This is a genomic window from Massilia jejuensis (assembly GCF_042656795.1).
GTDB lineage: Bacteria > Pseudomonadota > Gammaproteobacteria > Burkholderiales > Burkholderiaceae_D > Telluria > Telluria jejuensis.
Genome location: NZ_JBHSMS010000082.1, coordinates 1 through 13,695 on the forward strand (window position 1 = coordinate 1; position 13,695 = coordinate 13,695).

Sequence of the window (13,695 nt, forward strand, 5' to 3'; positions counted from 1 at the left end):
GCTGGTCTTTGCCGCAAAAAAAGGGAGGTCCGCTGAAAATCGTCAATTGATCAGCGCTTCCCTAGGGCTTGTTACTCAGGCGTGACAACTTGATGAAATTTTGATGTCAATGGGCCGGGTTTGATCCTGATTTCGGCTTCGCTCGCATGGAGGAAATTACTGTTGTGAAGGAGACGCCCGTCATCAAATCGTTCGTCCAGAAATTGCTCCAGCCGTTGATAATCAGATTCTCCTGAGTTTGGCGCGGTAGCAGCAAACCGGCACGTTGGGTTCCAGAAGGTAATTAGAGGCGTGGCATTCGATTCAGTGTCCCGCTTGCCAAGTCATTTATTGCTCGTTGTTCGGCTTTTTTCTGCGACTGAAGCGTTAATATCGCATACGGACTATAACGACCATACCCGAGAGGAACGTGATTGCTGCGACTAACCATACCGCGCTGACCACGCCGTACAGGTCGGCCACAACGCCCGCCAGCAAGGCCCCGATGGCATAGCCTAGATCGCGCCAGAAACGGTAGACGCCGACGGTCGAAGCGCGCCAGGCCGGGTTGACTACGTCGCCGATGGCCGCCAGTAGCGTCGGATAGACCATGGCAGTCCCGATTCCCAGGAGAATCGCGCCTGTCGCATACCATCCGAACGAGGACCGGAAGGCGATTATGGCAATGCCGGCTGCCTGAACCCACATCCCCGCCACGATCAATCCCTTACGACCAATACGATCCGACAGCGCGCCGGTGAAGAGTTGGCATACTCCCCATACGGTCGGGTAGATCGCGGCAAGCGTGCCGATTTGGGTGAGGGTCATGCCGGCGCCGGCGAACACAAAGGGGAACAACCCCCATGCCATGCCATCGTTGAGATTATTCACAAGTCCGGCCTGACTAATCGACGACAAGTTGGGGTCACGTACGCTGGTCTGCCAGAAAATCGCGCGCTGCGTCGGCACGATGGCCGCGCCGCGCGTGGCGGTCATTGCGGCTTCCATTTGCGCGTGGCCGCGCGTCTCGCGCACAACCAAAACCGATAGCAGCAAGCCGATCACTGCAAACGCCACGCCAAGGTAGAACGGCTGCGGTCGCAAGCCATAATTGGTTGCAATCCAGCCGGTCGCCAGCGCCGCTGCGCCGACGGCGAAATAGCCCGCGAATTCATTGATGCCCATCGCCGTGCCCCGATTTTTGGGACCGGCAAGATCGATCTTCATGATTACCGTGGTCGACCAGGTCAGCCCTTGGCTCACGCCCAGAAAAACGTTGGCCAGCAAAATCCAGTTCCATGACGGCGCCCACATCAGCAAAAAGGGGACCGGCGTGGCGATCAGCCAGCCAATCACTAGCACTACCTTGCGTCCGTAGGCGTCGGAAAAGCGGCCGGCAAAATAATTAGTGATGGCCTTGGCAACACCGAAGACAACAATGAAAGCCAGAATCGCCGTGTGGGCGACCAGCTTGAATTCCTGTTCGGCAATGGCGGGCAAGATGCTGCGCTCCATCCCGACCATGGCGCCAACAAATGCATTGACGACAACAAGCAAGCTAAATTGGCGCCAGTTCGCGCGCAGTCCAAGTTGTAGGCCAGTGGGGGTGGCCGGGGAATGTGCCGCCGGTGGCATAGCCCGTTCCTTGCTCATGCAACCTCAACTTGGCCGAGATTGGCGGCGACAAGCCTTTCCATCTCAGCGGGGCGCGGTAGGATCGTGGTCGTGAGGGCCGTTATAAATGCCGCCTTCTCCAGGGATAGCAAAGAATTCCAGCGCTTTTCGAAACCGATCGTCGACGACGGCTTTCCAGAGATATCCGCGCCGCATGCGCTTCCAGCTTGGTGCCCTGGAAAAACTTCCAGCTCATCCGGCAAGTTCAGCAGCCGGCCTTGCAGGCTGTCCCACAGCTGGGCCGCCATTTCTTGTTCGCGTCCCGCGAGGTCCGGTCGGCCGACCGAACCGACGAACAATGTGTCACCAGTCAGAATGAACCATGGCGCTTCTGCGCGCCGGCGGTCCGAGACCAGCAGGCAAATGCTATCTTCTGTGTGACCCGGCGTATGTATGACCTGAATGCGAGTATTGCCGGCATCTATGGTCTGCTTGTCGGTCACCGGGGTGAACGGGAAGGCGGCCTTGCCGATATTGCTTTCGTGTAGCGAGTAAGCCGCGCCGCTAAGTTCGGCAAGCGTTCGGCCGCCGGACAGGTGGTCGGCATGGATATGTGAATCAAACACATAGGAAATCTCAACACCCAGCATGCGTGCCTGGTCCATATACCAGGCTTCGTCGCCGGCCAGCACGTCGAGTGCGATTCCCTTGCCTTGCCCGCCGCAACCGAAGAAGTACGAGATCGATGCATCGTCATTTGTTCTTTGCTTGAAAAACATTGCAGCCTCCTAAAATACGAAAACCTTGTCCGCCCATTCGGACCAGTCCGCCAGTTGCTCAAGCGTGCCGCGATATGTCCCTTCGATCAGGTCACTGTCCTGTAGCGCGCGTGAATCCATGCAGCCACCGCATACGCCGATGTTGTCTTGGTTGGTGGCGCTAATCCGCCCCAGTATTGTTTGCAGGTTGGGCTGCCCTTCCGTCACCTTCTGACCGCTTTTTGCGGTGCCAACCGCGTCGCCCATCAGATAGATGCGCACCGTATTGTGTTCACGCTTGGCCAGTGCTGCGGCCAGCCGTAAGCCGTTGTGGGTCAGCTCGCTGCCGTATGGCGCGGCGTTCAGAATGAACAGTGCCTGCATGGGAATTTGCCTCATAAAGTAAAAGAACCAACAATCTAACGATCATTGGAATATAATGGATCTTTGTTTTTCCTGCAAGACTAAATTGCCGGTGGCCTTGACCTGAGACTACGAAATGCTGACACTCCTCCTATGACAACGAATAGAACCATCAAGGACGCCCTGTACGAGCAAGTAGCACGTATCGCCAAGGCATCGGCCAGCCCGAAGCGGCTGGAGCTGATTGAATTGCTGGGGCAGTCCCCCAAGACCGTTGAGGCCTTGGCGCTGGAAGCGGGCATTAGTGCGAAGCTGGTCAGCGCGCACTTGAAAGAATTGAAGTCCGCGCGCCTTGTCGAGGCTGAACGCCAGGGGAAGTACATCATTTACCGGCTGGCCAGCGCAGAGGTGGGCCAGCTATGGGTGACACTCCGGGTTCTGGCCGAGGACCGGCTGTTCGAATTGCAGGACGCTCTGCGCCAGCTCTCTGCTGCCACCCATGAGTGGGTCGGCAATAGTCGCGAAGAACTGCTGAACAAGGCGAAATCCGGGGAAGTGATCGTGATCGACGTACGTCCGGGAGAGGAATACGCGGTTGGCCACGTGCCGTTTGCACGTTCGATGCCACTGGCCGAGTTGAAGAACCGTCTGGCCGAATTGCCAAAGGACAGGCCCGTGATCGCATATTGTCGCGGTCCGTTCTGCTTGATGTCGTCCGATGCAGTCAGGCTGCTCCGCGACCAAGGCATCGACGCGCTACAGATGCGAGAGGGCGTTGTTGAGTGGAATAGTTGATGCTATTTCGCTGCATCCAGATTGCTGTTTTTATCGGTAAGTAGCCTTACGTTTTACGCCCGCGGGCCTTGGGTACGGATACCATCGCCTTCGCTTTCAACAGCACATTCTCGCCCTCCAGCTCAGCCAGGCGCGCCTCCAGCCGCGCATTTGCTTGCTGGGAGTGGTCCAGGCGCTCCTCGGCCATTTCCATCTCGAACTGCCTGCTACTTGCCATTTCGCGCGCGGCATTCACTGCCTCCGTCCCTTCGTACAGCTTCCGGGCCTGCTCTCTGGCTGCATCTAGCTGTTCGGCCAAGGTATGCTCAAGATGGACCTTCTCGCTGCGCAGCACGGCCAGCGCCTCGCGGCTGTCCTGGAGGTAGGTGCGCAGCGTGCCCGCCTCCTGCTCGGTACGGGCAATGCGCGCCTCATACGCGCTCTTGTCTTCCTGGCGCTGGGTCGCGCTCGCATCCTGGAAGTGCTCGAACTGCCGCCGGGCCTGAGCCAGCTGGTCCGCCAGCGATCTGATCTCCGCCGCGCGATCGGCCAAGCGTTGGGCCTGCCCGTCTTTTTCGGATTCGAGGGCGACGATTGCCACGGCGTCTTTTTGCCGTGCCACCTGCTCGCGCGCGAGCATTGCCTTCACGTTTGCCAGTTCGTCCGCAAGCGCTTCGCGCTCGGCGCCAAGTTTCCGCCCTTCGGCGTACAGCGCCTCTAACACGCGCGCGGCCTCTTGCGCCGCCTGTTGATGCTCGGCGCGCAGTTGCTCGACCTGGGCTTTCGCTCCCTCCTGCACGCGCTCGTACACCCCCTGGACGGCCTCCAGCAGATCGGCCGGCAGGCCGGCGCCGGCAGCTGCGACCTCGCCCCCATGTTGCGCCTTCCATTGCTTGAGCATGGGCGCGATGGTGCTTTTGCTGCCGGTGCCGCCTATGGCCTCACGCACGGTGTCGACGGTGGGGTTCTTGCCCGCGGCTGCCAGCTGGGCGGCCGCCTTCGCGACATGAGAGTACAGGACACCGGCTCTGGCCATGATCGATCCTTAAATAAGATAACGTGCTATGTAATACGTAATAGTATCTTAAATTACAGTTAAAGCTGATCAATGAAGGATGCACATTTAGTGCCGATAATCGAGCTTATCGACACCAATGCCGAGCCGCCGCATGCTACCCTGCCGTAATCCCAATTACGAGCCCGAGATTGAGCGACACCGCCATGGCCATACCCGCACCCGCCGACATCGGCCCTGATATCAACGATGCGTACCCGACGCCGGCGATCCATACCGGCGGCGTTACGCCAGCGCTCGCGGCTCAGCACCGTGCCGTGCTGGCCGCCGCCACGGCCGACAACACGCGGCGCGCCTACCGGTCCGCCGTCAACCACTACCTGGCGTGGGGCGGCGTACTGCCGGCGGATGAAGGTGCGATGCTCCGCTACCTGCTCGCCTACTCGATGGCCCTCAATCCGCGCACCCTGGCGCTGCGCGTCACGGCGCTATCGCAGTGGCACGTCCACCAGGGCTTCCCCGATCCCGCGTCGACGCCGACCGTGCGCAAGACCCTGACCGGGATCGCGCGTACGCATGGGCGCCCGAAGAAGAAGGCCAAGGCGCTGCCGATCGAGGACCTGGAGCGGATCGTGGCGCAGTTGGCCAGCGCCGGCACGCTCAAGGCTGCGCGTGATAACGCGCTCTTGCAGATCGGTTTTTTCGGGGGCATGCGTAGGAGCGAGCTGGTTGCGATCGAGGTCGAGCACGTCGGCTGGGTGCCGGAAGGCATAGAGATTATGTTACCTCGCTCGAAGACCGACCAGCTGGGCGAAGGGATCATCAAGGCGATCCCTTACAGCGGCGGCCCGTGCTGCCCGGCCACGGCGCTGCGCGCATGGCTTAGCGCCGGCGGCATCACGGCCGGGCCGGTGTTTCGGCCAATCAGCAAGTGGGGCGTGGTGGCCGACACCGCCCTGGGCGAGGGATCGGTCAATGATGTCCTCGCGGCGTGCGCCGCGCTGGCGGGTCTGGACTACGTGCCGGACCTGTCTAGCCACAGCCTACGGCGCGGTATGGCCACGAGCGCGCACCGTGCCGGCGCCGACTTTCGCGACATCAAGAAGCAAGGAGGCTGGCGCCACGACGGAACTGTGCAGGGCTACATCGAAGAGGCAAGCCGGTTTGAGGACAACGCGGCAGGCAGTTTGTTGCGCACGCGGGTCAAACCAGCCTGATTTGTCCTAACGGTCGATACTTTCCTTCCCCTGAATCGAAATTGAGTGCATTAGCATGCATTTTTCGAGTTCTGCGAGGCATCATGCATGCAGCACATGGCATTTTTCTGCGACCAAATGGAAAGGGAACTCTATGGAAAAGTGGATGACTTACGCCTTTGTCTCGATGTTTTTTGCAGGATTTACATCAGTAATCGCAAAGATGGGGCTCACCGGAATATCAGCGGAACTCGGCCTGACGAAAAGAACTTTGTTTGTTTGTGGCTTCGTACTCATGTTTGGCGCCTGGACTGTTCCAGTTCAGCACCTCGCCGGCGTCAACTCCCACAATCTCCTATGGCTAGGGATCTCGGGCCTATCGACTGCGTTATCTTGGATTTTTTATTACAAGGCACTGAAGGAGGGCGACGTCGCGACAGTCGCGCTGATCGATAAAGGTAGTGTGATCATCGCCATGCTATTGGCCTGGCTGTTGCTGCGAGAAGTGATTACTCTACGAATGGTTGCCGGCGCTGGCCTGATCGTGGCAGGCCTACTCGTTCTTACAAAGAGGTAACTTATCTGATCGGACCAGTTGAGAACCTGTTCCTAATGCTGCATCGTAGTAGTACCGGCGGTGCAGCGTATCTCACTATTTAACATAAATTTAACGAGATCCTAACGAAGCCTTAACGCCTCATCACGTAATCTCGTCCGCTACCTTCACTGTCCAGAGGTCAGGGCAAATTATCTATCAAACTTGAATATGACGAGATTTACGATTTCCGGAGCGATCGATACCTACGCAAAATGGTTTGCGCAACGCTTTAGCTGGACGGGACAGTATCTGCCTCTATTTCACCTTCTTCTGGCAGGCCTAGTGGTCCTATCCGCTTCCCGGCTTGGGCTCGTGATATGGCAATGGGACCGCGTATCGGCGGCGGCGATCGTCGTCAGCACTTTCGTCCAAGGCATACGCGCCGACCTGATTTTGCTGGGGTATCTCCTGGTCATTCCCTTGGCATTTGCGCCACTGTCAGCGGTTCGGAGACTGGAAAAGTGGTGGCATCTTGGGGTTGCATGGTGGGCCAGCTTTGCCTTGATCTTTATAGTGTTCATGGAGCTGGCTACCCCTCAATTCATCATGCAATTTGACGTGCGGCCAAATCGCCTTTTCATTGAATACTTGTCTTACCCCGCCGAGGTCTTCGCGACCTTGTGGAACGGCTTTCGTCTGGCAACGCTATTGAGTCTGTTCGGAACAGTAGTACTGGGATTGACGTTTCACCGGGTATTCGTGGTCTCGTCCGCATATGCGACGCGTTGGCCAGCTAAACGCCTGCTGCTCAGCTGGCCGCTAGTCGTGTTGTTAGTAGCTTTTCAAATACGTTCCACGATGGCGCACCGGCCAGCCAACCCAGCGATGTTCGCTCTCAGCGGTGACGCCTTGGTCAACTCGCTGATTATCAATTCGCCCTGGTCAGTACTTGATGCGGTGTATTCACTACGCAAAGAGGCAAACTCGTCTGAAATCTACGGCAAATTTCCGCACGATCAGGTGTTCGCCCAGGTTAAAGCAGCGCCATGGCTCAAATCTTACCAATTCCTCTCGAGCGAGCTGCCGACACTGCACAGGCAGACCCCTGCGCGACAGCGCACGCGGCCGCTCAATCTGGTAATCGTACTGGAAGAGAGCATGGGTGCCACATTCGTCGAATCGCTGGGCGGTGTGCCAGTAACTCCGGAACTGGAAAAGCTCAAGCAGGACGGCTGGTGGTTCGAGAACCTGTATGCGACAGGCACCAGGTCTGTGCGCGGCATTGAAGCGGTAATCGCCGGATACCCGCCCACGCCGGCGCGCAGTGTTGTTAAGCTATCGCTCGCCCAGCAAAACTTCTACACCTTGGCGTTAGGACTGGGGAAACAGGGATATCACACTGAATTCGTTTATGGCGGCGAAGCGCATTTCGATAACATGCGTAGCTTTTTTACCGGCAATGGATTCCAGAAGGTCGTTGACCGGCGCGACATGCGTCCCCGTTTTGAAGGAAGCTGGGGCGCTTCGGACGAAGACCTGTTTGATAAATCTCTGGAACGACTTCAACATTTACACACCGAGGGCAAACCGTTTTTCAGTGTGATTTTTACCTCCTCCAACCATGAGCCGTTCGAGTTCCCTGATGGCAAAATCACATTGCACGAACCGAACAAGCAAACGGTAAACAATGCGGTGAAATATGCTGACTATGCCCTGGGAAAATTCATCCAGGCCGCGAAAAAGCAGGCTTACTGGAACGACACGCTGTTCTTGATCGTAGCGGACCATGACAATCGGGTCTATGGCGACTCGCTGGTGCCGATAAAGAAATTTCATATTCCGGGTCTGATTCTGGGAGCGGACATGAAGCAACAAAGGATTACCACCATTGCGAGTCAGATCGATCTCGGGCCGACGCTGCTTTCGCTGATGGGGGTAACCAGCGAACACCCGATGATTGGCCGAGACCTTGCATCCGACAGCAGCAGTCCGGGGCGCGCGCTTCTGCAATTCGACAACTACTTCGCTTGGGTTGATGATGGCGGAGCCGTCATTCTGCGGCCAGGCCAGCCAGCGCTTCTCGGGGAATATGACGCTGGGAACGGCAATTTGCGGTTCGGAGCAGCCGCGCCAACGTCGACGCAGGTCGACCGTGCAATGGCTCATGTGATACTACCGTCCTTGCTGTATCGCGAGCAGCGATACAGACTGCCCCCATGAACAAATAACAAGTTTTTGTCACGCTATGATCGGTTTTCATGACTGTCCCAAATTCTAATACTGCCCACGCACCACTCACGATGCGGATTCTGGTAATTGAAGACAATGCCGACATCGTCGCCAACCTGTACGGTTACCTGGAACCGCGCGGGCATCAACTGGACTCCGCTGCTAACGCCTATGCAGGGTTGGCGTTGGCAGGCGCCCAGTCCTACGATGTGATCGTGTTGGACATTATGATGCCCGGCATGAATGGGATGGAGATGTGTCGAAAACTGCGCAACGAGTTGCTCAATTCGACACCGGTGTTGATGCTGACAGCGCGCGACACGCTGCAAGACAAGCTCACGGGATTCGACAGCGGCGCCGATGACTACCTTGTAAAGCCGTTCTCGCTAGCCGAACTGGATGTGCGATTGCAAGCGCTGGTCCGGCGCTCGCGCAACAACGTTTTGTCGAGCACAACAATGCGTGTGGGGGAGTTGGTGTTCAACACGGCCACCTATCGCGCGGCGCGCGGCGGCCGTAGTTTAAATCTGACCAAAACGGGTTTCGTTTTGTTGAAGGTGCTCATGCAGCACGCCCCACATGTTGCTACACGCGAGACGCTAGAGCATGAGATCTGGGGTGATGACCGCCCTGATAGCGACGCCCTGCGCACCCACATTCATTCGTTGCGCCAGACACTCGATAAAGACGAGAGTTACCCCATGCTTCGCACTGTGCCGGGCATAGGCTTTCAGTTGGTGACTCCTCATGATGCGCTTTGAATCGATAGGGAAGCGCATCGTCAAGGCCTACTTGCTGTTTGCCTTGGCCTTTTCGATGTTCTTCATGACGGTGGCAATCGTAGTCGTCGAAGGTATCGAGATGCACATGGTGGAACGTCGTCTTGAAGAGGTCGCGGCTTGGGCTTCGCCACGCCATGCGGGCGGCCTGCCCGTTGAGATGCCTACAAGTATTAGCTTCCACCATGGCGACGATATACCGCAATCTCTGCGCAACCTTCCAGCCGGGATTAACGATGTCGAAGCCGACGGGATCGGCCTGCACGTATTTAGTGGGCGCGACAGCGGTGGGCCTTACGTTGTGGTCGATCACCAAAGCGATTACGAAAGCGTCGAGCGGCTCGTGTACTCAATGCTCTTGCTGAGTCTGATGGGTTTCCTGGGCATGTCCGTTCTCCTTGGACGTTACATGGCACGACGGTTTGTTGATCCCATCGTGCAATTGTCGAAGGCTGTTCTCGAGCGCAAGGATGAATGGCCGCACCTAGACAGTCGGGATGAGTTGGGAATACTTGCACGCGCGTTTGCCGAACACACGGGTGAGCAGAAAGTTTTTCTTGAACGTGAACGAGCTTTTACTGGCGACGTGAGTCACGAATTGCGCACTGCATTAACAGTCATTTCAGGTGCGGCCGAACTACTGGAGCTTGATGAGCACACCAGTCCCGCGTCGCGCGCTGCGAGCGAGCGAATCAGCCGCGCCGCGCGTGAGGCCGCTGAAAGCGTCGACACCTTGCTCCAGCTGGCACGCGCACCGGAACTGATTGAATACGAATTGTTTCCGATCGAACCGATGGTCCAGGAAGAGGTGCGACGCTACCAGTCTTTGGTGGCAAATAAACCCGTACAGCTGGAATTTGCCGGCGGCAGCGACTTCGTCGTGCGGGCGCAGCCGCGCCTTGTTTCGGCGATCATCGGCAATCTGATTCGAAATGCCTGCCTGTATACGGACCATGGGGCAGTGACCGTACGGCTAGCTGATCGCAGCATCGCGGTTTGCGATAGCGGACGGGGCTTGCCCGCAGCCGTTCTTGCCATGCTTTCGAACGAGGCCATGGGTGCGCCGCTGAAAGGTTCAGACGGTACCGGCCTGGGATTGGCCCTGGTTAAACGGATATGCCGCCAACTCGGCGCCACGCTTGATTTGGCCACGCCGTCGAGCGGAGGAACTACCGTAACTGTCAATTTTCCGGAACTTTAACGTTTCCTTCACAGGCCCCTAACGTCGGCGTCATATCGCCCCATGTAGCCTACCGGCACGATACAGGAGTGGAGCGACAACCGTCGTTGCGCTGCCTGCGACGATAGGTACCCGATCGTGAAACTAGATTCGTTCAAGCGGCCAAATGCGGCATTGCTCCCCTTACTTGCGTCGGCATTTATTGTTAGTGTCTATAACCAGGCTTTCTGGAAAAGCTTTTCGAGCGCGACTGGCGGGCTAACGCTTGCAGCGTTCCCAGTTCAGGCAGGTATGTTCCTGATGCTTGTGTTGACCTTTACAGCGTCGCTGGCAACGTTGAATTTTCGTTTCAGTATTAAGCCAGTGCTGATCGGATTATTCCTGGTCACATCGCTGGCGAGCTACTTCATGAACCACTACGGTGTTGCGATCGACTGGTCAATGGTTCAGAACATTGCTGAGACCGACTCGCGCGAAAGCACTGAATTATTCAACGTTGGGATGGCCTTTTCCTTTTTGATGACGGGGGTCGTTCCGGCTGCAATCATCGCGTGGCTAAAGCCGCGTTTCCAGCCGGTCCGGCGTCAACTAGGCGTGAACTTCGCGACCGCCGGCATCGCGGTAGTCGGCGCTGGCATTTTGCTGATGCTGATGTTCAAGATCCTTGCGCCGGCACTGCGCGAACACCGTGAACTGCGGTTTTTGCTGACGCCGACCAACTACATTCAGGCCGTAAACGGATATTTCAAACGCAAGTGGAGTGTACCCGTGGTTATAGCACCGTTGGGCAAAGACGCGACGAAAGGCGTTCTTTGGCGCGGCAATACCCGCCGCACGGTTACCGTCGTCGTCGTCGGCGAGACGGCCCGCGCGGCTAATTTCTCCTTGAACGGTTACAGCCGGCTCACCAATCCAGAACTGTCTCAAGTGCCCGATTTAGTCAACTTCAAGAATATGCAGTCGTGTGGCACCGCCACCGGGATTTCACTCCCATGTCTCTTTTCGCCCCTCGGGCGCGAGAATTACAGTGCGTCAAGGGCGCAGTCCCAAGAGGGGCTGCTCGACGTTTTGCAGCACGCCGGTTTCAAGCTGCTGTGGCGCGATAATAATTCTGGCTGCAAAAGCGTTTGCGACCGCATTCCTTATGAAGACGTGTCGCAACCCATCGCGGGCGACCCCTTTTGTAATAACGAAGAATGTTTCGACGAGCGACTGCTTCGTGGCCTTCCCCAACAGATTCGAGACGGCACCGGTGACATGGTGATCGTGCTACACCAAAAAGGAAGTCATGGCCCAGCTTACTCGAAGCGCTATCCGCAGCAATTTAGTGTCTTCGGACCTGTATGCAATACGATCGAGCTCGGAAAATGCACACGGCAATCCATTGTTGACGCGTATGACAATACGATCCGATACACGGATCACGTCTTGAAGCAAGCAATTGACCTGCTTGCGCAAGCGGCGCGCGATGACGGCGTAGACACCGCTCTCATGTATTTTTCCGATCACGGTGAATCGCTGGGCGAAAACAACTTCTACCTCCACGGTGCTCCTTACGTGATTTCCCCTCCAGAGCAACGCGCCGTGCCCTTTATGCTTTGGCTCTCTGCTGGATTCCGCGAACGGTTCAAAATAGACCAGCGCTGCCTGGCTGCGCGGGTCGATCAGCCCTTCAGTCATGACAACCTTTTCCACTCGACACTGGGAATGCTCAACGTTAGCACGGCTGTGTATAACCCCCGACTGGACATCTTCAATGCGTGCCGCCATGCACCGTGATCGACTACCACGCAGGCAATGCTCTTTTGCCTCCCGTCTCATGGCCAACTCCGCTGCAACGTCGCAACAGCGTGAACGCTGGGCCCGTGCCAACGCAACAGTCGCAGTGCTTCTGCTGCTTGCGGCATTTTCTCTGATCGCAATTACGTTGTGGACTGACGTGGACGTTATGCTTGCAGACAGTGCCTTTGATAGCAGAGCTGGTATGTTCCCTCTTCGTGACGCATGGATTACCACTACGCTTAATCATGTGATCCTTAAGCGGGCATTCACTGTCCTGGCTCTGTTGATACTGTTTGCCGTTTCGTGGGACTGCTGTTCGCCACGAACTTGGAGTTGGCTGCGGCGATTCCAACTCCGCGTCATTGCTCTATCCGCCTTGATGGTACCGACAACGATCAGTCTCCTCAAGCAGGTCAGTGCTTCACACTGCCCATGGGACCTGCAGCGGTACGGCGGATCTGAGCCTTACATTAAGTTGTTTGAACTTTTGCCGGCTGGAGTAGGCCCAGGACACTGCATGCCAGCTGGCCACGCATCGAGCGCGCTGTGGATGGTCTCGCTATCTGTCCTGTTCATTCCGCATCGATTGCTTCACGCAACAATCGTGCTGGTACTTCTACTATCATTGGGAATCGGTGTCGGGTGGATGCAGCAGCTGCGCGGAGCGCATTTCCTTACCCACACGTTGTGGTCTGCATGGATCGCACTGTTGATCGTTTTCCTTATAACTACCTGCCTCGATCGCTGGCCACGACGTGAGCTGGCCACGTACCGCCAGCGCTGAGATTAAGATCACTTCATCGACTGGACCTTCATGTTCAATTTTGTTATCGACCTCATTTCACGAATCGGCTACTTTGGCGTTTTCCTTCTGATGGCAGCAGAAAATATTTTCCCTCCCATACCCTCCGAAATTATCATGCCCTTCGCAGGTTTCGTGGTGTCTAAGGGGGAGTTAAACTTCGCCATCGTACTGTTGGCTGGAACTGCCGGTTCCGTTGCTGGGGCGTTGCCGTGGTATTTCGCCGGGAAGTGGCTGGGCAAGGAGAGGTTGGAACGACTAGCAAAAAACCACGGACGCTGGCTCACCGTTTCGCCGGAAGAAATTGGGAAATCTGTCGATGCATTCAATCGCCACGGGAAGAAGGCCGTTTTATTCGGCCGGCTCATTCCAGCAGTGCGCACGCTCATTTCTGTACCCGCCGGAATCGTCGAGATGAAATTGTCGATTTTTTTAGCATACACAACAGCTGGCTCCCTGGTATGGACGGGCGTATTGGCTTGGGCTGGCTTTCTGTTGGAGAAGAACTACACAACCGTTGGCAAGTACATAGACCCAACGTCAAAAGCAATCGTAGCAACAATATTTGTGGTCTATGTCTACCGTGTCGTCACGCACCGGAAATAAAATTACACGACAATAGGGCACCTCGAAAAACCCTCCCGAATCTGTCATGATGCTGTCGCCTCGAACCTGACGTAAATTTT

General features: G+C 56.7%; 13 protein-coding genes. 9 read left to right on the forward strand and 4 right to left on the reverse strand.

Annotated features, from left to right (window positions below; all coding sequences use genetic code 11):
* Positions 1 to 366: 366 nt before the first annotated feature.
* Genes ACFPOU_RS23105 through ACFPOU_RS23115 form a run of 3 tightly spaced genes read right to left on the reverse strand, consistent with a single transcriptional unit; the run spans position 367 to position 2,735 of the window.
* Positions 367 to 1,632, reverse strand: coding sequence for an MFS transporter (locus ACFPOU_RS23105; RefSeq protein ID WP_379727254.1), 1,266 nt, complete (start codon positions 1,630 to 1,632; stop codon positions 367 to 369).
* Positions 1,629 to 2,372 carry an MBL fold metallo-hydrolase gene (locus ACFPOU_RS23110; protein ID WP_262838828.1) on the reverse strand — a complete coding sequence of 248 codons (744 nt, stop codon included), beginning with the start codon at positions 2,370 to 2,372 and terminating at the stop codon, positions 1,629 to 1,631. Before ACFPOU_RS23110 ends, ACFPOU_RS23105 begins: the two co-directional genes overlap by 4 nt.
* 9 nt (positions 2,373 to 2,381) lie before the next feature.
* The gene (locus tag ACFPOU_RS23115; protein WP_262838827.1) at positions 2,382 to 2,735 is read right to left on the reverse strand and encodes a DsrE/DsrF/TusD sulfur relay family protein; all 354 of its coding nucleotides are present in this window, start codon (positions 2,733 to 2,735) and stop codon (positions 2,382 to 2,384) included.
* Between the two features lie 132 nt (positions 2,736 to 2,867).
* Here ACFPOU_RS23115 and ACFPOU_RS23120 point away from each other — a divergent pair, with 132 nt between their 5' ends.
* Entirely contained in the window at positions 2,868 to 3,509 is a 642-nt protein-coding gene (locus ACFPOU_RS23120; RefSeq protein WP_262838826.1) for an ArsR/SmtB family transcription factor, read from the forward strand.
* Between the two features lie 46 nt (positions 3,510 to 3,555).
* Here ACFPOU_RS23120 and ACFPOU_RS23125 read toward each other — a convergent pair whose 3' ends face one another.
* A complete protein-coding gene (locus ACFPOU_RS23125; protein ID WP_262838825.1) occupies positions 3,556 to 4,524 on the reverse strand; it encodes a DNA-binding protein in 969 nt (322 codons plus the stop codon).
* 170 nt (positions 4,525 to 4,694) lie between these two features.
* On the opposite strand from ACFPOU_RS23125, the gene ACFPOU_RS23130 reads away from it, so the two are divergent.
* From ACFPOU_RS23130 to ACFPOU_RS23165, 8 genes are all read left to right on the forward strand, one after another.
* Complete coding sequence (locus ACFPOU_RS23130; protein WP_379727258.1) at positions 4,695 to 5,720, forward strand: tyrosine-type recombinase/integrase; 1,026 nt, start codon at positions 4,695 to 4,697, stop codon at positions 5,718 to 5,720.
* A 145-nt stretch (positions 5,721 to 5,865) separates the two neighbouring features.
* Positions 5,866 to 6,276: an EamA family transporter gene (locus ACFPOU_RS23135; protein ID WP_379727261.1), complete on the forward strand. Its 411-nt coding sequence runs from the start codon at positions 5,866 to 5,868 to the stop codon at positions 6,274 to 6,276.
* Between the two features lie 189 nt (positions 6,277 to 6,465).
* Positions 6,466 to 8,457 (forward strand): LTA synthase family protein, encoded by a 1,992-nt coding sequence (locus ACFPOU_RS23140; RefSeq protein ID WP_379727264.1) that lies wholly within the window; start codon positions 6,466 to 6,468, stop codon positions 8,455 to 8,457.
* An 80-nt stretch (positions 8,458 to 8,537) separates the two neighbouring features.
* Entirely contained in the window at positions 8,538 to 9,227 is a 690-nt protein-coding gene (locus ACFPOU_RS23145; RefSeq protein ID WP_219881131.1) for a response regulator transcription factor, read from the forward strand.
* Positions 9,214 to 10,446, forward strand: a complete 1,233-nt coding sequence (locus tag ACFPOU_RS23150; RefSeq protein WP_379727267.1) for a sensor histidine kinase — start codon at positions 9,214 to 9,216, stop codon at positions 10,444 to 10,446. Before ACFPOU_RS23145 ends, ACFPOU_RS23150 begins: the two co-directional genes overlap by 14 nt.
* 117 nt (positions 10,447 to 10,563) lie before the next feature.
* Positions 10,564 to 12,204: a phosphoethanolamine transferase gene (locus ACFPOU_RS23155; protein ID WP_379727270.1), complete on the forward strand. Its 1,641-nt coding sequence runs from the start codon at positions 10,564 to 10,566 to the stop codon at positions 12,202 to 12,204.
* Between the two features lie 205 nt (positions 12,205 to 12,409).
* Positions 12,410 to 12,991 carry a phosphatase PAP2 family protein gene (locus ACFPOU_RS23160; RefSeq protein ID WP_379727276.1) on the forward strand — a complete coding sequence of 194 codons (582 nt, stop codon included), beginning with the start codon at positions 12,410 to 12,412 and terminating at the stop codon, positions 12,989 to 12,991.
* A gap of 30 nt (positions 12,992 to 13,021) precedes the next feature.
* Positions 13,022 to 13,615, forward strand: coding sequence for a DedA family protein (locus ACFPOU_RS23165; RefSeq protein ID WP_379727273.1), 594 nt, complete (start codon positions 13,022 to 13,024; stop codon positions 13,613 to 13,615).
* Positions 13,616 to 13,695: the final 80 nt, after the last annotated feature.